Source organism: Mucilaginibacter sp. L196, from assembly GCF_009765905.1.
Classification (GTDB): domain Bacteria; phylum Bacteroidota; class Bacteroidia; order Sphingobacteriales; family Sphingobacteriaceae; genus Mucilaginibacter.
Genome location: NZ_LMUO01000015.1, coordinates 549,238 through 568,533, shown reverse-complemented (window position 1 = coordinate 568,533; position 19,296 = coordinate 549,238). Strand labels below are relative to the sequence as shown.

Genomic DNA, 19,296 nt, shown 5'->3' with positions numbered 1-19,296 from the left:
CTTATTTCCTTTTACGACGGATTAAAAAGACTGCGGAGAAGATCAGGATCAGACCGGGTAATATATAGATATATATAATCTTTAAAAAAGCTACATGGTCTGTACTTACCGTTACCCGGTTATCTTTAGCATCCGGACGCGAAGTATTTACAGGAAACTCACCATAATCCAGCCAGCTGAATAAAGCTGTGCTGAAATAAAAGTTGGCTACCTGGGGTTCATATCTTCCTAACTCTGAATTGCTCAGCAAGTCGGCATCGCCGCTGATAATAATGCGTTGCTGTTTACCTCCAATTTGCCTTGTTAAGGCTAATGCAGTAATAAAGGTATCTTTCGAAGTATTTGTGTTCTTAGGAGTTAAGGCAGATGGCTTTACTAAACTTTTTGCACCAAACTTCTGTAGCTTTTCACCACCTACTGACATAACATGTACAGCCCTGGCGTAACCACCAGACGAAACTGTTATTCCCCCGGCTTGCCCAGCGTTAGCATCCTCTTTATTATTTACAATATCCAGGTCAGGGTTACGCTTCATGGTATTAGTAACAGCACCTGCTTTGGTTACAAGCAATGGTTGAGCATGAAATCCGCTGGTATCGTGATAGGATAATCCTGCCACGCCGTTCATCGAAACCGGCAAAGTATCCACCGAAGGTCTGTCCAATGATTTAGAAAAACCGATGGCAGCTTTTGTTAAATGTGGTAGCACCAATGTAGGCGCGTAATCTTCACTTTCTTGTTCAAGCATGCCATTCATCAGCTGTACCCCTAACGTTTTCAGTAACGGGTTTAGCATTTGCTGCCTGCCAGACTCTCCAGCAATCAATAAGTTACCTCCTTTAGCAATATAGGCTTGTATCTTTTGAATAGCTACCGCGCTCAACTCGCTCTGTGGGTCTGCAATTACTAAAGCTTTAATATTATCCGGGATCTCCTGAGTGGATAGCGAAAGTGTATCTACGTTAAAACCCTGGTTAATAAGTGCGTATCGGGAAGTTTTGTCAGTAGTTACTGTTTTATATTCCCTGTCGCCTTTTTTACTGGTTTTGCGTTCCCCGTCGCCGGTTACAAACCCAATTACTGGCATGTTCGCTTGTAACAACCTTTTAAAGGCTGCCGAGACTTCGGTTTCACTAGGCCAGGTCATCTGGTCATTAAAAACCCGAAGAAAGGTAGACCTCCCTTTATAGGTTAGTTTCATCACAAACCTGTTCATTTCCGGCTTTAGGTCAATCTCTTTATGGATCTGTTCGGGTGTTTCAAACGCAGAAAGCTTCAAATCCGATCCTTTAGCTCTTTGTTCTGCAATCTGCTTCATTGTTTTGCCTTTGTAAGAACCGAACAGGTCGTAACCTAAGGCTAAAGGCGTGTCATAATAACTTACATAATGGAAATCAATATCCGTTTTAAACCGTAAATAAGGTTCCCACCTCTCCAAATATTCGTTACGCTGTTCTGGCAATCCAAACCAAGAATAATTATCCAAAAAATTATTGTAGACGGTGATCTCTAACTTATCCTTGCCCAGTTCCTTAATGATCTGCTGCGCATTAGGAGTAAGCGTATTGTCTTGATTTGTCGTAGTGTCCCAGTAGCCAATCAGGCTTGGGCGTGAACTGATATAACCAATAATCAGCGCGAAAACAACAATAGCAATGTAACGCCCTGCACTAACGTACCATGGCTTTGTTTCGCGCCCGGATTGTAATTTGTAGATGGTTAATCCAAGGAAGATGTATACAATAACGATAAAATAGATCACATCTTTAGTAGTGATCAACCCTCCCAGCATATGATGGGTACGGCCTGAAAGGGATAAAAAATAAGTTAGGTCCCGCACGAAATTTATTCCCTGCCATAATGTACCGATATAACTCAGGATCCCAATCATTACAAAGGTGCTTACCGCGGCTACTATCTGGTAACTGGTTAAACTTGACATAAAAAGCCCGATGGCCGAATAAGCGCACAGTAGCAGGTAAAAACCAAGAGCTGCCGCCAAAAGCATCCCGTAATCGGCTGATTTGATGTCAAAAATACCGGCCATCATAAAAATGCCGATCACAAATAACAGGATGAAACTGTAAACCATCATAGCCAGATATTTACCAAAAACAATTTCCCGTATTTTTACCGGGGAGGAATAGAGCAGGCTGATGGTGCCACCATTGATTTCACGGCTGATGAGACCCATGGTTAACAAAGGGATGTACAGATACAAATTCTGCATGATACCACCAAATAATCCAAATTGGCTTGTGAAGACACTATAGGTTAATTGCCTCATGTATTGCAAACCCATACCCCCCATTTCCTGTTGACTGGCATATTGGTTTATTAATTTGGTATAACTAAACGCGCATTCTACTATAAAGGCTATGGTTAAAAACCAGGCTATGGGCGAGTAAAATAAGTTGCGAAGCTCTGCTTTTGCTATTTTAAAAATTAATTTCATTATGGAGATAATTAGGATTGCGTTGATTTTGTGGATAGTTGTTTGAAGATCTCATCAAGAGCGGTTTTGTCAAGGCTGATCTCACTTAAGCGCCAGCCATTATGCACGCTTGCTCCTATAAGTCGTTCCGTAATTTCCCGGTCACCTGTAAAGTAAACGCGAGCTTGCCTTTCTGTTACGAAGTCTACTTTATCCACGCCGGCAATCTTCAATAGCTCCGCTGCTCCCGGCGGATTTTCCATTTGCATTAGTACGCTATGTGGCTCTACATAATTATTAAAGGCATCCATGGTATCGGAAAAAACAATTCTTCCATCGGCTATCATTTTGATCTCTTTGCAAAGCATTTGCACTTCTGATAAAACATGGGAGGAAAAAATAACCGCGTGTTCTACAGCAATTTCTTTGATCAGCGTTCTTACCTCGGTAATCTGGTTGGGGTCTAAGCCATTGGTTGGTTCATCCATTACCACTAGCTTTGGTTTATGGATAATAGATTGCGCGATCCCTACCCGCTGGCGGTAACCGCCTGACAAATTCTTGATCAGGCGATTGCTGAAGTGGGATATGCCGCAACGGTCTTTGGCCTCTTCCAAAGCTGGTTTAATAGCCTTAGTCTCTATTTTCCGTAATTCCGCCGTATAAATCAGATATTCATCTACCGTTAGGTCCAGGTATAATGGTGGATTCTGGGGGAGGAAGCCGATTTGTCTTTTAGCCAACTCGGGGTTTTCACGAATATCTATCCCATTGATCAGTACACTGCCCTCCGTCTGGTTTAAAACCCCACACATGATGTTCATAGTGGTGGATTTACCTGCCCCATTGGAACCCAGTAGGCCTAAGATCCCGGTCCTGTTTATTTCCAGGTCAATGTCGCGGATGGCCCAGTTACTACTGTATCGGTGCGATAAATTTTTTATACTCAAAATTGAATTTTCCATATTTAGATTTTTTGAAATAGAAACCGCTATCCGAGGCATAAATCATACCCCGGATAGTGATTTGAAGTGTTTGCAATCTGAAATTTATTGCTTAATGATAGTCCGGGTTTTGTATAAGATGGCTGTTTAATTGTATCTGCGCTTGTGGTAATGGATATAAGGCATCATAACTCTGCCAACCGGTTTTTTCAGCAGTTAGTACAGTACCCGCTGCCTTTGTCCTTTTTAAATCGAACCAACGATTGCCCCATTCAAAGCACAGTTCTGTTTGCCTTTCATGCATAACAGCGGCTAATACAGCAGTTGGCGATGTTACATCAGCGGTGCTGGCTGCTAAGCCGGCCCTGGCACGTATGATATTAACATCCGCCAAAGCTCCACTCAAATTATTAAGTTCCGCAGCAGCTTCAGCACGGATCAGGTACATTTCACCTAACCTAAAAACCATATAATCTTCCACAGGGGTTGCACTTGCCAGTACATTCTTATATTTGAAAGGGTAATAAAGATTCTGGTTATTTATAACAGCTGTACCTATCCAGTTTTGAAGGCGTTGGTCTCCCGCTTCAAATTGACTTAACAAAAAAGGTGTTACTAAAAAGTTAGGTGTTGATCCGCTATTAGGTACAAAAATTCTTGCTTCTGCTGTTTGGTTATCCGAACTTATAGCAGGCAATTGCCAAATGGCTTCATTACTTCCATCAAGAAATACGCCATTTAAAGGGGTGTTCGTCACGCTATACATACCTGATTTAATAATTGAATCAGCTTCGTTATAGGCAGCCTGCCACTGTCCTTGGTATAAATGAACTTTAGACAATAATGCCAGCGCCGTATATAAATTGGGCCTTACATGCCCGGATGATTCTACCGGATAACTTGCCGGTAATTTTTTAACGGCATCGCTGAGATCTGCTAAAATCTGGGTATAAACAGCGTCAACAGAAGCCTTGGGTAGCTGAGCATTTACAGCATAATCGGTTGAAGTAACCAAAGGCACTCCACCAAATAAATTGACCAGGTTAAAATAATATAATGCCCGGGTAACCTTCATTTCTCCTGTAATTTGTTTGATGAATGAAGCTGATAAGTTTTTGTTATTGGTTATACCATCCAGTACATCATTTACCTGGTACAGGCTTTGATAGGGGTATTGCCATAAAAAAGTTATCTCGCTATTTTGGGGAGTTAGGGTATAACTGTAGAATTCCGATTCATCGCCATAACTTTCGGTACTAGATATCTCATCAGCAGAAAGCCCTGTAGATATGGTAAGGTTGGCATCGCTGTAAGCAAAACCTTGTCCTTGATTATAAGTATATACCCCAACAACGGCAGAGAGTGTTGACGCACTATCTGCAAATTGCTGGGCCCTCGTAATTTGCGTTGGTGGATTGGGAGGTATTTCAATTAGTTTTTTACAGGAAACAAGCGCACTAAGGGCAAGCAACAACAAACCTACCAGTATTTTATTTTTATTAAAAGAGAATATTTTCATGATAATAATTGTTTAGAATTTGAGATTTAAACCAAATGCTACAATCCGCTGCAAAGGAAAAGAAGTGTAACTACCAGGCTGTTCCGGGTCGCCTACCTTATAATTTGTGATAGTCAACAGATTTTGGGCATTCACATAAATGCTGCCACCTTTAACATGAACTTTTTTGAGAAAAGCATCCGGCAAGGCATAAGATAAAGCGGCTGTTTTAACACGCAGGTAAGTATCATTGCCGTAGGCTCCGCTTGATTGCGCGAAATCCCCTGCAGAGGTAACTGAACTATTGTAACTGCTCGCCAATCGTTGAAGCGTGGCATGATCGCCCGGGGCTTTCCAATAATTATTCAGTATTGCTTCAGGTTGATTTTGCATTGCGCCTGGATAATTAACACCATAAACTTCGGAAAGATAATTAGGAGCATCTCCGCTGGAAAACTGGCAGAAAATATAAAGGTTGAAATGTTTATAGGTGAAATTATTCCCAAATCCACCCATGTAGTTAACTTCCCTATTGGCAATTGGAACTTCATCGCCACCAGTCGCAGCTGTTCCATAGGTGGGATTAGAAGTAACATTCCCATTTTTATCGTAAAACTCAAACAGTCCGGTGGTAGGGTTTACATCCTTATACCTGTAACCAAATACAATAGAAGTAGGCTGGCCTATGATGTACTGCGTGGCATAAGGAGATGATGCCAGGTTAGGGAAAGAAAGTAATTTATTTCGGTTGAATGTTAAATTAAAATTAGTTGTCCAGGTGAAATCCTTGGTTTTTATGTTGGTTGAACTTGCTGTAAATTCCCAACCCTGGTTTTGAATAGTGGCATTCAGATTTCCAAATACACTCGGGAAACCTGCTTGTGCGGGCAGCGGATAACTTACCAATTGGTCGCCTTCCCGGTCCCTGTAATAGGTAGCATTTAACAGCAATCGATTATTAAAAAAACCCAAGTCTAATGCCAGATTCAATGATTTTTTTGTTGCCCAGCTAAAATCAGGATTGTAAAGGTTATAAGGATAGCTTTGCTTAATATTCTGGTAAGCAGGAACATAAGACAAATTTTGATATAATGCCTGATAGGAGTAAGCCTGGGAAGCATCCCCTCCTGTTGTTCCATAACTTCCGGACAGCTTGCCGTAACTAAAGAAAGGAAGGGCTTCTTTGAATATTTTTTCTTCAGAAAATATCCAGCCCGCTCCTACAGAACCAAAATTGCCGAACTGGCGGCCGGGGCCAAAATTACTGGAACCATCCCTTCTGCCTGTAAATTCAATAATATATTTTTGATCATAAATATATTTAAGGCGCGCAAAGGCGGCACTGTATTTAACGATGTTTGCAGCATCGTAAGGATATGTACTCGTAGCGCCATCAATTGATCCGAGGAAAGCATCATTTGAATAACCATATGCCAGGGTTTGACTGGCATCGGTCGTATTCTTTTTATAGGTACCACCGAGCAAAGCGCTTAGCGTTCCTTTTCCAATAGATTTGTTATAATTTATCTGCGGTTCAATATTAATAGTTTGAGCGGCGTTATTGGCAAAGGACGCATTAGCCTGCGCATACGACGGGTCTTGTGAGGATGCGGGATCTTCGGAATTCTCACTTGTGGTATTACGGCTATAACCCAGGTTAGCACCAATTGTTAAGCCCTGCAATATTTGATAGGAAAGATTTAAGGAACTGTTGAAATTAAAGTTCTGCAAATAGGCAGGTTGTTTTAAAGAGCTGTAAAAATTCTGGACATTTAAAGGCACTCCCTTGTAGTTCCAAATCAAATTGCCGGCTGGATCTATTAAATCGGGCAAATTGGGGGGTAACACCACATCCTGGCTACCTCCAAAGCCTGCAGAATTATTTTGATCGTATCCATAGTCAGTAACCAGGTCAATGGAGAAGCGTTTATCTGCTGAGGTACTGTGTAACGCGCTATGTAAGGTATATCTCTGGTCTGCAAAATCACCCGGATAATTATAGTCGGAACGCGTATACCCTGTAGAAACAAGGAAAGTATTATTAGCAGTTCCGCCGGATACGCTGGCATGCACATCCGTATTATTGGTCGTATTTCCTGCAATGATTTTCTCCCAATTCGTGTATTTATTTTGATCGAAAATTGTTAGATCAGGGGCATAACCCGGATCATTAGGATTGCTGGAAGGTGTGATCCCGTCTACAGCAAAAGCATCCTTTCTCAATTGTAGATATTGTTGCGTGTTCAACAATTGTACTGGCTGGGCAGCCGAATTGAACTGTGTATTGAGATTGAGGTCAAAAGTTGTTTTCCCGGGTTTTCCTTTCTTTGTGGTTATCAAAATAACACCATTAGCACCCTCTGAACCATAAATAGAGGTCGCATCTGCATCCTTGAGGATAGTGATACTTTCTATATCGTTGGGGTTGATGCCGTTAAAAGGGCTAAGGCCCGTTTCCTGGTTGATCCCGCCGCTATAGGTTTGTGCAAGGGCAAGATTGGATAATTGACTAATGTTTGCATTGCCCGTGGCAAAAGGCACACCATCTACAATAAATAAAGGCTGGTCATAAGGCTTTTGCCCAAGTGAAGTAGTACCCAATGTGTTTTGTCCTCTTACTTGCACTAATACTGTTGAACCTGGGACACCATTCATAGCAGTAACAGCCAACCCGGGAGCTTGCCCTTCCAATGATAATAAGGGATTGGTTACCGGCTGCTTTCCTATATCTTCGGCGGTAACAGTAGCCACAGAGCCAACACTAAAACGCTTAGATTCCGTACCGTAACCGATAATCTGTACCTGGTCAAGCGAAGATATTGATGTATGAGCAACCAATACTATCCTCAAATCGCGACCTTCAACTTCTATGTTCTTCTCGAACCTGGCGTAGCCTATGTAGTTAACTATCACCGTGTATTTGCCTTGTGGCACTGATGAAAAGGTAAAATCTCCTTTACTATCAGTTAAAGTGTTGTACTTCGTTTCCTTCAAGCTTACTGAAGCACCAACTAATGGTTGGCCAAGGCTGTCGATAACCCTGCCGGTAATGTTAGCGGGGAGGGTAAGGAGTTTGGCAGCCTTGTCTTTGAGATTGTCAAAGAAAGATGCTTCTTGATTTTTCACCACTACCGTTTTGTTCACCATCTCATAGGTCAGAGGTGCCTGTAGGATGATGTTCAAAACATCTTTTAAATCGGCATTTTTTACATCGATTGTCACAAGCCCGGCTTTTTCTATCAGTCCGTTACCGATCAAAAAATCATACCCGGTTTGTGTACGGATGTCTTTAAAAACCTTATCAAGAGAAACCTGCCGCTCATTCAAGGTAACTTTTTGGGCCACAACATTTGCGCTGACGTGCAAAATGGCTATAGTTATTATGAGCGCGGTTAATTTCATGATCCTGAAAAGCTGATGCAGCGGCCGCCTACGGGATTGAAGCGCCCGCTTAGTTAATGGGTAAAAATTCATACATTTGTTAATGTTTGGGTTAAGTAGTTAAATCATTAGTTTGCTATTAGTTTTTTATCTAAGGGACCCAGGCATCGGCCGGCGGTGTTAGAGCACTTCCGGCTTCTTTATGGATACCTTTTTATTTTTATCGCTGTCCTGCTATCACCATAACCCTCCTTTCGTTAATTTCGAAGTGAACATTATTTGTGGCTTCAAACATTTCAAGTACCGCAGATATATTGTGCGATCTGGAAATTATACCGTTGAGCACCATATTTTCGACCTCTCCTTTATAACTGACATCAATATTATAAACACGGGCTAATTCCCGCATGATGCTGTGCAGATCCTGGTTGTTAAAGTCAAGGTCGCCGTTGATCCAGGCCGTTTCATGGTCAAGATCAGCTTGCTGTGCCTTTAAGGTGGTCGCAGCTAAAGTTTGCTGGCCTGGTTTTAATAAAACTTTGTGGCCGTCTTTGCTCACCGACACACTACCCTCTATCAGCGTTGTTTTTATCGTTGGTTCATCATCAAAAGCCTCAACAATGAAATGAGTGCCAAGATCCTCGGTCACCTGCCCTTTGGTTGTGGCATAGAAAGGATGGTGTTTATTATAATTGACTGCAAAATATACTTTTCCAGTAATCGTAACATTTCGGGTTCTGCCTGTAAATACAGTTTGATAGGTAATAGAAGATGCGGCTTCCAGTTTCGCTAATGTACCATCCGGGAGTACCAGGCTCACCAGTTTACCGCCGCGTGGATTGGTTAAGGTATTGTACGGCGCATCAGCGATTCTTGAATTGTTGGCCGTATAGCTAACCTTGCCTGTTGTGTCCTGTTGTATCGTTACACCACCTTGTTTAGCGACAATGGCGTTGCTATTGCCTAAAACTATTTTTTGTCCGTTGGCTAAGGTAAGGTAAGGCTTGCCAGTACCCGGTGCAATATCATTTGCGTATTCGGTTTTAGGTATTTTATTTTTGTGGAGATATTGATAGAGGCCAAAAGAAAGGAATGCAAGAATAGCGGCGGCGGCGGCGATACGAGGCCAAAGTTTCTTTTGTTGAGAAATGCTTACTACTGGTTGTAATTCAGCCCAGATCGCATTGGCATCTTTTATACGTTCATCCAATAAATAATCTGTACTTTCTTCTCCCCTGTATTGAAGGTACCAGTTATCAAGCAACGCTTTTTCTTCGTCAGTAGCCGTTCCGTTCCGTATTCTTTTTAATAACTCTTTTAGTTCTTGTTCCTGCATATAGATTAAGAAATTGTTTCCTTAATATTAGTAAGACAATAAGCTCAATTGGAACAGGTAAATAAAAATGATTTTTTTTACTTAGGATAGATGATCCATAACAGGTAAGCAAAAATACCGAGTTTAATGCGCAGAATTTTTAAAGCATTCGTAACATGCTTGCTGACAGTTTGCTCCGAAATATCCAGTCGCTCGGCTATTTCTTTGTGACTGAGATGCTGCTTACGGCTAAGCTCAAATACTTCACGCATTTTTACCGGTAATTGCGCTATCTCCTTTTCAATAATAGCAATTAATTGATTTTCGCGAATTCGGTGGTCGGTAATAGTTTGTGGCTGATCTGCAAATTTTAAAACAGAGGCAAAGTACTTGCTTTCTACTTCTTTATGTGTGACATGATTGAGCACGATATTACGAGCGGAAGTATAAAGATACCCAGCAAGGCTAATGGTAATTTGCAATTGTTCCCGGTTGGCCCAAAGCTTGGTAAATACTTCATGAATGATGTCTTTGGCTTCTTCACGATTACGGGTCTTATTATAAATGTGGCTAAGTAACACAAATATGTAACGGTCATAAATTTCAGTATAAGCCAACTGATCACCGGACTTGAGAAAGGCGGTCAATTCTTTATCGGTATATTGCTGATAAACATTCATGACGGGGAAATCATTCTCATAAAGTTAACGAAAAAAAATTAAAGCTAATGAATTGTTTTAAGTATTTGAGAATGGCTGTATATCGATGTTTTATTTCAAATATATTTTTAATATGTCGTTTTATATTGAGGGAAGTTCAGCTAAAAGTGGATTCCGGGAGGCTTGGACATGTAATTTCGCACTCCAAGTTCATCCAGTTGTGCGTGATATATCACGAAATTGATGCTGCACATAAGAGAATTAGCATAATCAAAGTATTTCGGAATGACATTTCTGATATTCGGGAATGAAGTGGTCAATGACTCCAGAATATCCAATGTTGTATGTAATAGCAATATCTATTTTACTGGCTGCAATGATTCTGTATTCGAAGTGTATACCTAAAACAAGACCTGTTTAAAAACCAAAACAAAAATATTTTATGGTCAATGCCTCAGCAGCACGATTCGAAACATGTGACCTTAATGCTGTAGATGTGAGCCCTCAAAAAAATGGTATTGATAAAAGAAAAACAGAACCGACTTTGGAATACTATTTGAGCAATTCATACAATGAACTGCTGACTATCAAAGTTAGCATACCAGAGTCCTTGAGGCCATTTCTAATGGCTTTTAATCCTTTGTTCAAATGCCCTTCTACGGTTCTTACAGAAATATTCATTTCTTCTGCGATCTCTGGATTGCTCATGCCTTTAACCCGGCTGTAATTAAAAACCATGCGGCACTTTTCAGGTAATTGTTCCACTTGACCATTAATGTACTCCTGTAGGAATCTCGTTTCGATTTCCTGATCAATTTCCATAAAATCGCTTTTTGAGAATTCTTGATTTTCAATTTCCCTCCGCCTCCTTTCCCTCTCAATCTTTTTATAAACGGCAAACTTTACAGCTGTTGCTAAGTAACCATTTAACGTCTTTATATCCAAAATATCCTTCCTGTTCCAAAGTCCAACAAAAAGTTCCTGTACAATTTCTTTTGCGGCCGATTTATCTTTGGTATGATTATAGGCAATCGCGGTAAGCTTATTCCAATAGCGGTTGTAAATTTCAGTAAACGCAACATGATCCCCTGATCTTAATAAATCAGTTAATTGGATATCCGTACGTTCCTTATAAGCTATCACAAAGAAGTTACATTGTTTAAATTTAAATATTTTGCCCAATTTTACGCAATATTTTTTAATAACTATATCAGAAAACATTAATGTCGCTTCAGCTATAAAATCGAACTTCCATAACAGCTGTTCAATAATTATTATTCTATTTTCAGGAACGCTAAATCCATTAAATTTATGTCAAGAATCTAGCCTATCCATTTTCATAAAAAAGCGAATACTCCCTATTCAATGAGTCTATTTTAACCATTCCCCTATTGCCTTTACAGTGTCCTTGTAAAATACGCTATACGTTTCCTCCGTCACATAACCGATATGGGGAGTAGCCAATACATTATCCATTTTCCTGAAAGGGTTGTCAACGGGCAATGGTTCTATATCAAATACATCCAAAGCGGCGCCCGCTATTTTTTTTTGCTGTAATATTTCTAATAATGCTTTCTCCTCTACTAATGGCCCACGGGATGTATTAATAAAAAAGGCGGAAGGTTTCATTAACCGCAGTTCATTTGCAGTGACAATACCTTTTGAACGTTCACTTAAAACCAAGTGAACGGTAATAAAGTCCGCCTCTTTGAATAAGATTTCTTTTTGAACTAATTTAACTCCTGCTTCTTCTGCTCTTTCCTCCGTTAAGTTCTGACTCCAGGCAATAACCTTCATATCAAAGGCCCTTGCATATTTAGCTATCGTTGTTCCAATCCTGCCCAGGCCAATGATACCAATTGTTTTTCCTTTCAGGTCCGTCCCAACTGTAGTTTGCCAACCGCCGGAACGCAAATTCTTATTTTCCATAGGTATTTTCCGGGCGATTGCCATAATAAGCGCCCAGGTCAATTCCGGTGCCCCGCTTTCAATATAGCCTGTCGGTATAATTTTGATACCAAGCTCTTCTGCTGCTTCGATATCAATGGAAGCATTACGCTTGCCTGTGGAAACGATTAGTTTTAAGTTAGTTAATTTTTCAAGAATATTCCGACTAAGTGGCGTTCGTTCCCGCATGACGCAAATTATACTGAATGGAAAAAACCGTTCAATAATTTCCGCTTCATTATTTTGATGGTCATGAAAAACCGTGACCAGTGCCTTCTCATTTAAAACTGACCAATCTGCTATGGAAAGCGCTACCTGCTGGTAGTCATTCAACACCGCGACTTTAATTTTTTCATTCATCTTAAAAATGTGAATAACAAAAGTGATTGTTCTTAATATGAATACCGCAATTCCATTTTGGCCGCCCTGGCCTTTAATTTTGTTATTGCGTCTACTTTGATTTGTCTTATCCTTTCGCTGGTTAATCCCATTTGGTTTGCAATGTCAGCAATTGGTAACGGCCAATCACTGCTAAGCCCAAAACTCAACTCGATAACCTTCCGTTCACGCGATGATAAAGCATCAAGCAAACCGCTAATATTTTGGTATTCAGACTGCTCTATCAAGATGTGATCAATAGTTGAGTCTGGATCTGCTAATTTATTGATCAGCGTATATTCGTCATCTATATTGTAAGGAGCATCATAACTACTGGTGCGTGCAGAATGATAGCGTGCGTCCCCTATCTTTTCCATTGGAATACCCATCATTTCGGCTAGTTCCTTATCCGTAGGCTGCCGCTCAAGTAGATTTTCAAGATCACCTGAAAACCTATTCATTTTGGTCAGTAAATTAATTTGGTTCAACGGCAGCCGTACCATGCGGGTATGTTCTGCAATGGCCAATAAAATACTTTGCCTAATCCACCACACTGCAAAGGAAACAAACTTAAAGCCTCTGGTTTCATCAAAACGTTTAGCTGCTTTAACCAATCCTAAATTTCCTTCACTGATCAAATCACTCAAAGGTAAGCCCAAGTGCTGGTATTTCTTGGCTACTGACACCACGAAACGGAGGTTAGTTTTGGTAAGCCTTTCCAAAGCATCTTGGTCACCCTGTTTAATTTTTTGGGCAAGTAATACTTCCTCCTCCGCGGTAATGAGTTCAAGTTTGCCAACTTCTTTAAAGTAACTTTCCAGTACCTGCGTTTCCCGGTTGGTAATAGATTGTGTTATTTGTAAACTCCGCATATGCTATTAAAGCTGATTATATGTATTGATATGGAAATCAGGATATGGTATTACTTCTTTTGATATTGAAATCCTTTTATTATTGCTTAATTGCTGCAACATATCCTTAGTCATTGCTTTCAAACCATATTCCGGCTTCCAATTCCAGTCTTTTCGCGCCTGATCGTCCTTGATGCTAGCGGGCCAACTATTTGCTATACTATTTCGAAAGTCCGGTTCATAAATAACTTTAAATTCTGGAATATGCACCCTTATCGCCGCTGCAATATCGCAGGGGGCAAAGCTCATCCCGGCGATATTGTAGGAAGTTCTGATGCCAATTTTTTCCTTTGGTGCATTCATAAGTTCCATGATGGCACGAATCGCGTCGGGCATGTACATCATAGGCAGACAATTATCTTCGGTAAGGAAGCAGTTATATGATTGATTTTCCAGCGCATGGTGAAAAATTTCGATGGCATAATCCGTAGTCCCGCCACCTGGAGGAGTACTGTAGGAAATTAGGCCAGGGAAGCGTAGGCTTCTAACATCTACTCCGAACTTTTCAAAATAATACTGGCACCAATGTTCGCCGGCGCGTTTGCTAATACCATAAACTGTATTGGGTTCTATCCGTGTTTGCTGCGGGCAATTATATTTTGGCGAACCGGGCCCGAATACCGCAATGCTACTAGGCCAGAAAACCCTATCCAGCTCAAACTCTTTAGCAATTTCTAATATAGATAGCAGGCTTTGTACATTCAGTTTCCATGCAGTTCCTGGATGTTGTTCACCTGTTGCAGATAACATCGCGGCTAACAAATAGATCTGTGTCACTTCAAGGTCCAGGATCACCTGTCTTAATTTCATGGTGTCGAGTACGTCCAGTTCGATCCCGCCAAAATCGGATTGAATCTTTTTGTCGGCAGCAATAACATTTTCGCGACCATATTCCTGCCTAAGGGTTGCAGTAAGTTCAGTGCCAATTTGTCCTGCAGCGCCGATTACAAGGATAATTTGTTTCTTCATTGTTGTTATTGATGTTTGTAGAGTAATAAGCCATAAGGTATTTTAGGATCTATCCAGGTCGATTTTGGCGGCAAATTGAAGCCGGCATCAGCAGCTGTGCACAATTGGGTAACAGTCATCGGGCAAAGTGTAAAACCTATAGCATTAGGGTTGGCAAGAAACAGTGCCTCCATTTCCGCCATAGCCTTTTCGCCACCAGTGTGCTTTAAACGCTGATCATTCGCAGGATCGGTTATTTGAAATAATGGCGATAAGATATACTCCTGTAAAATGGAAACATCCAATACATCTCTCTTTGCACAATAGGTGTAGGTGTTGGGCTTCGCTTTTAAATGATACCAGCTTCCTTTTATATACATTCCCATATTTCGTTCTTCAGACGGCTGTATTGGTTTATTATTAAGTGATTCCTGTATATAGAAATGCGGTAGTAACCGATTGAAGAACCAGGATATATTTACAGGATTATCAGGTACTACCACCCGGTTATATTCTCGAATTTTTAGTTCTGCTGTCGACATATATAATGCGGAAATAGTATCAAAAAGCAGCTTTTTACTTTTTGACTGCTCCTGCAAAAGCAATTGCGCTGAATGTTTCCGGTGGTGTCCATCTGCAAGGTAAACCGCTTCTACTCCTGCAAATGCAGAAATCAATTGCTCCAATATTTTAGGATTTTCTACTTTCCAAAGTTCATGTATACCGGCAGCGCTTTCGTAACGAATATCCGGAAAACCCTTTTTGATTTCTGCGATAATATTATCGATCACGCGATCCGGTGAATAGGTCAACAAGATTGGACTACCTTCGAGTCCGGTATTTTCCCGATAATTCTTAATGCGACGTACGCTGTCATCAAAGGTCAGCTCATGAGTTTTAATGGGCTCATCCAAGTCGGTCAGTGCCCATATCCCAACCTGTTTATAGAATGGGTGCGCCACTTGATAAACATAAATACCGGGGATTACATCAAGCCATAACCGCTCACTTTCCAGTAATTGTGTAAGTGTATGATTGATGTCAAGGTATGCTAATGCCTGGCCTTGTAGTGTTTCAGGTCTTTGGCGCGCGCCTGTTTCAAGCAGGATTTTCAGTGCTGGTAAACCCTCGGATTGCGTGGAACTGCCAGATACCGATTCGGCTTGCGGCTTCGTAAAGACCAGCTGATCCGCATAGAATGGATTGGGATGTATAGCCTGGAAAGGTTTAATAGTCGCCATTTCCAGATTTAGTAGGTTGTTTGAAATGACCCATGCGGTAGAATTGTTTCCGTATAGGCCTGCATACATTGTACTAAAGCTTTCACACTTTCAAAAGGCAGTGCATTATAGAGTGATGCACGAAAACCGCCCACTGTGCGGTACCCTTTAATACCAACCATGCCTGATTTCGCCGCATAGTCTAAGAAATCCGCCTCGTATGCCGGGTTTTCCATGCGGAACGTCACATTCATTAGTGACCGATGTTCCTTTGCAGCCGCACCCTTAAACAGTGGGTTGCGATCTATTTCGTCATATAATAATTGTGCTTTAGCCAGGTTTTCCTTCGCGATGAATTTCACTCCACCTTTGCCTTTCAACCATTGCAGGTTAAGCATCGCTGTATAGATAGCGAATACTGGCGGTGTATTGTACATTGACCCGTTATCCCTATAGATACGGTAGTCAAGCATAGACGGAATGGCGTGTTTCACGCTATCCAGAAACTTATTTTTTGCAATCACGATGGTTAGACCAGCCGGGCCGGTGTTTTTTTGCGCACCTGCATATATCAGATCAAATTGTCTGATATCAATCTCGCGGCTGAAAATGTCCGATGACATATCACAAATCACCGGAACAGGGGATTTTAATTCAGCCCACATTTGTGTTCCTTCAATAGTATTATTGCTGGTATAGTGAAAATACGCGGCCCGTTCCGGAATAACATAATCCTCAGGGAGACGCCCATAAGCTATGTCCTTACTGGAGCCAACGACGTTAACCTTACCGAAAAGCTCCGCTTCTTTGATAGCCTTCATACCGAAGTAACCGGCATCAAGGTAAGCGGCTTCATTTTTTTTACCCTGCAAAAAATTCATTGGCACCATACAAAATTGCATGCTGGCACCGCCCTGTAAAAACAGTATACTATAATCATCTGGTACACTTAGTAGTTCACGGATCAGGATTTCAGTCCCTTGGATCACACTTTCAAATTCGACAGAGCGGTGAGAAATCTCCAGAATTGATAAACCTACCGAATCCCATCGTTTAACGGCTTCGGCAGCGCGTTGTAAAACAGGTTGAGGCAGGATACAAGGGCCCGCACCAAAGTTATGTTTGAGAGTTGCTGACATTAGTTGAATAATTGGTTATGAGATTTCAAAGTTTCAGTATTCAAGGCGTATTACCTATAGAGCAATCATTATTTAGGCGTATTACCTAATATTATATAAGTTTTTAGTCAATACACCTATTTTAAGAGTTTTGAAAGGTGCTATATAGGTTTTTTATCGATTTCAGTACACTATCTAAGTTTGTTTATAATGTTAAAAAACACCGAAAATAAAGATGTATTTGCTTTATTCATCTGTTTGTATTTACCTTCGACCACCAATTATTACACAAATACAAACTGTATTTTTTACACTAAGCCTATGAATAATTTTATTACCCTGGGTCAATTTATCATTGAAAAACAAGCTGAATTTCCTTATGCAAAAGGTGAGTTATCAAGGCTTTTGCGGGACATTGGTATAGCTACAAAAATTGTTAACCGGGAGGTGAATAAGGCCGGGCTTATGGACATTTTAGGCAGTGCAGGCAATACCAACATACAGGGAGAAAATCAACAAAAGCTTGATGTGTATGCCAATGACCAATTCATTTCCGCTTTACGCAGTGGCGGCGAATGTTGTATTGTAGCTTCTGAAGAAAATGAGGATGTTATTCATATCGATTCACCGGTATCAAAAAGCGCCAAATATATTGTGGCTATTGATCCACTGGATGGATCTTCCAATATTGATGTGAATGTACCGGTGGGTACCATATTTTCAATTTATCGCAGAAAATCAACCAATGGCAAAGCATCGTTAAGTGATGTTTTACAAAAGGGCACAGAACAGGTAGCTGCAGGTTATGTAATTTATGGCTCATCAACCATGCTGGTTTATACAACCGGTTGCGGTGTGAACGGGTTTACGCTTGATCCGTCCATCGGTGAGTTTTGCCTTTCGCATCCGAATATGAAAATGCCCGAGAACGGCGTGATCTATTCTATAAACGAGGGTAATTATGTCCACTTCCCTATTGGGGTAAAAAAGTATATCAAACACTGCCAGGTGGAAGATAAGTTAACTAATCGACCTTATACCTCGCGGTATATCGGTTCTATGGTGGCTGATTTTCATCGCAACCTTATTAAAGGGGGTATATTTATTTATCCCAGTACGGCAGCTGCACCAAAAGGCAAGTTGCGTTTGGTTTACGAATGCAACCCTTTATCTTTTATTGCTGAACAAGCCGGGGGGCGGGCCACCAATGGTACAACACCTATTCTTGGCCTAGAGGTAACTGAATTACATCAGCGTACCCCTATTTTTATTGGCTCCAATGCCATGGTACTCGAAGCTGAAAAAATGATGGTTTTAACTCCGGGAAATGAATATATAAACGATTTGGCATGAAAAAGAAACTGGACAAATTTGATATCGGCATTTTAAACATGCTTCAAAAGGATTGCCGCATATCCTGTAAAAAAATAGGCGCGGAAATCGGCTTGTCCGAAACCCCCGTTCAGTTACGAATTCAACATATGTACGAGGATGGTTATATCAAACGATTCACGGCCATTCTGGATGCTAAAAAGGTTGGTTATGGCTTGATCGGTTATGTACAGGCTAAACTGATCGAGCATACGGAAGAGTGCCTCACTAACTTTATGACTGAAGCTATAAAGCTGGAAGAAGTACAAGAATGTTACCATATGTCGGGAGCCTATGATTTTTTAATGCGGGTGATCATCCGCGATATAGATGAATACAGCCAGATCCTGTTAAAGAAATTAGCGCGGTTACCAGGCAAGCCTCATTTCGAAAGCTTTTTTGTGATGTCGGAGGGAAAATGTGAAACTGGATTTGAAGTAAGATAAATTACCAGTTTTAAAGACCGATGCCGTTGTCAATCAATCAGTTTCATCATTTCTGTACTGCCATTCCTATTCAGATTTCCGATACGCTTAGCAAAGCGCTGTAATCCGTATGATCCCTAACAATTTTCCTGAATTCTGCCGTTCACAACGCTTAATATGAGTACCTATATCATTCATCCTGGAAGCCGGTACTTATTCAATTCACTTATTAAAAATCAGGCTCTGAAACCTTTACTGTTAAAACTCTATTCTATGTTATTTATATCACTTAACACTCAGGTGTTTATATATTTATTTAAGGTTTCAAACCTCATTAAAACCCACTAAAAATATGATTCTTCCGAACCTTCGTATTGTCAATCCAGCAAGAATTATTTGCGGGATTCAACGGTCTTTGACATCGGGGAATGAAACATTATCCTGTGAGGAACAGGAAATATTGTGAAGCTGAGATCATATCAAAATGGTGAAAGCACAATGGCAGGCGACGACCCGGTTTGTAGAAACTGACGTGAGTAATTCCGAAAATTATATTAAAAGGGGGCATTTGCCCCCTTTTTCATTTTTACCTATTTTAGTCTTTAATAATAATCCTGTTATCACTAATATATCCTTAGCCGTAGGATTTGGCGTACCCATGAGTGACATTAATCGCTCATGATCTATTTTTGGCAACAACGACAAATGAACAGCAAAAAATAAATTCATATAATATAGAGGGATGAT

At 40.7% G+C, this 19,296-nt stretch carries 15 protein-coding genes; 2 read left to right on the top strand and 13 right to left on the bottom strand.

Annotated features, from left to right (window positions below; genetic code table 11):
* Window position 1: 1 nt before the first annotated feature.
* The 12 genes from GSQ74_RS13470 to serC form a co-directional block, all read right to left on the bottom strand.
* Window positions 2–2,455, bottom strand: a complete 2,454-nt coding sequence (locus tag GSQ74_RS13470) for a Gldg family protein (protein ID WP_158994104.1) — start codon at window positions 2,453–2,455, stop codon at window positions 2–4.
* Window positions 2,456–2,466: 11 nt separating this feature from the next.
* Window positions 2,467–3,399, bottom strand: coding sequence for an ABC transporter ATP-binding protein (locus GSQ74_RS13465; protein WP_158994102.1), 933 nt, complete (start codon window positions 3,397–3,399; stop codon window positions 2,467–2,469).
* Between the two features lie 91 nt (window positions 3,400–3,490).
* On the bottom strand, window positions 3,491–4,897 hold the full coding sequence (locus GSQ74_RS13460; protein WP_158994100.1) for a RagB/SusD family nutrient uptake outer membrane protein: 1,407 nt from the start codon (window positions 4,895–4,897) through the stop codon (window positions 3,491–3,493).
* 12 nt (window positions 4,898–4,909) lie between these two features.
* Window positions 4,910–8,278 carry a SusC/RagA family TonB-linked outer membrane protein gene (locus GSQ74_RS13455; protein ID WP_254060881.1) on the bottom strand — a complete coding sequence of 1,123 codons (3,369 nt, stop codon included), beginning with the start codon at window positions 8,276–8,278 and terminating at the stop codon, window positions 4,910–4,912.
* 199 nt (window positions 8,279–8,477) lie between these two features.
* Window positions 8,478–9,593, bottom strand: coding sequence for a FecR family protein (locus tag GSQ74_RS13450; protein WP_158994096.1), 1,116 nt, complete (start codon window positions 9,591–9,593; stop codon window positions 8,478–8,480).
* A 77-nt stretch (window positions 9,594–9,670) separates the two neighbouring features.
* Window positions 9,671–10,252 carry an RNA polymerase sigma factor gene (locus GSQ74_RS13445; protein WP_158994094.1) on the bottom strand — a complete coding sequence of 194 codons (582 nt, stop codon included), beginning with the start codon at window positions 10,250–10,252 and terminating at the stop codon, window positions 9,671–9,673.
* A 531-nt stretch (window positions 10,253–10,783) separates the two neighbouring features.
* The gene (locus GSQ74_RS13440; RefSeq protein WP_158994092.1) at window positions 10,784–11,452 is read right to left on the bottom strand and encodes an RNA polymerase sigma-70 factor; all 669 of its coding nucleotides are present in this window, start codon (window positions 11,450–11,452) and stop codon (window positions 10,784–10,786) included.
* 150 nt (window positions 11,453–11,602) lie between these two features.
* The gene (locus GSQ74_RS13435; protein ID WP_158994091.1) at window positions 11,603–12,538 is read right to left on the bottom strand and encodes a D-2-hydroxyacid dehydrogenase family protein; all 936 of its coding nucleotides are present in this window, start codon (window positions 12,536–12,538) and stop codon (window positions 11,603–11,605) included.
* Between the two features lie 32 nt (window positions 12,539–12,570).
* Entirely contained in the window at window positions 12,571–13,428 is an 858-nt protein-coding gene (locus GSQ74_RS13430; protein WP_158994089.1) for an RNA polymerase sigma factor RpoD/SigA, read from the bottom strand.
* 6 nt (window positions 13,429–13,434) lie between these two features.
* Entirely contained in the window at window positions 13,435–14,436 is a 1,002-nt protein-coding gene (locus tag GSQ74_RS13425; RefSeq protein ID WP_158994087.1) for an NAD-dependent epimerase/dehydratase family protein, read from the bottom strand.
* 5 nt (window positions 14,437–14,441) lie between these two features.
* Complete coding sequence (locus tag GSQ74_RS13420) at window positions 14,442–15,656, bottom strand: DUF1015 family protein (protein ID WP_158994085.1); 1,215 nt, start codon at window positions 15,654–15,656, stop codon at window positions 14,442–14,444.
* An 8-nt stretch (window positions 15,657–15,664) separates the two neighbouring features.
* Window positions 15,665–16,774 (bottom strand): 3-phosphoserine/phosphohydroxythreonine transaminase, encoded by a 1,110-nt coding sequence (gene serC, locus GSQ74_RS13415; RefSeq protein WP_158994083.1) that lies wholly within the window; start codon window positions 16,772–16,774, stop codon window positions 15,665–15,667.
* Between the two features lie 300 nt (window positions 16,775–17,074).
* Here serC and fbp point away from each other — a divergent pair, with 300 nt between their 5' ends.
* The gene (fbp, locus tag GSQ74_RS13410) at window positions 17,075–18,106 is read left to right on the top strand and encodes a class 1 fructose-bisphosphatase (RefSeq protein WP_158994081.1); all 1,032 of its coding nucleotides are present in this window, start codon (window positions 17,075–17,077) and stop codon (window positions 18,104–18,106) included.
* Window positions 18,103–18,570 (top strand): Lrp/AsnC family transcriptional regulator, encoded by a 468-nt coding sequence (locus GSQ74_RS13405; RefSeq protein WP_158994079.1) that lies wholly within the window; start codon window positions 18,103–18,105, stop codon window positions 18,568–18,570. Before fbp ends, GSQ74_RS13405 begins: the two co-directional genes overlap by 4 nt.
* 528 nt (window positions 18,571–19,098) lie before the next feature.
* Here the strand turns inward: GSQ74_RS13405 and GSQ74_RS13400 are convergent.
* Window positions 19,099–19,296 (bottom strand): hypothetical protein (locus GSQ74_RS13400; RefSeq protein ID WP_216846737.1); only part of this gene is annotated, 198 nt, incomplete at its 5' end.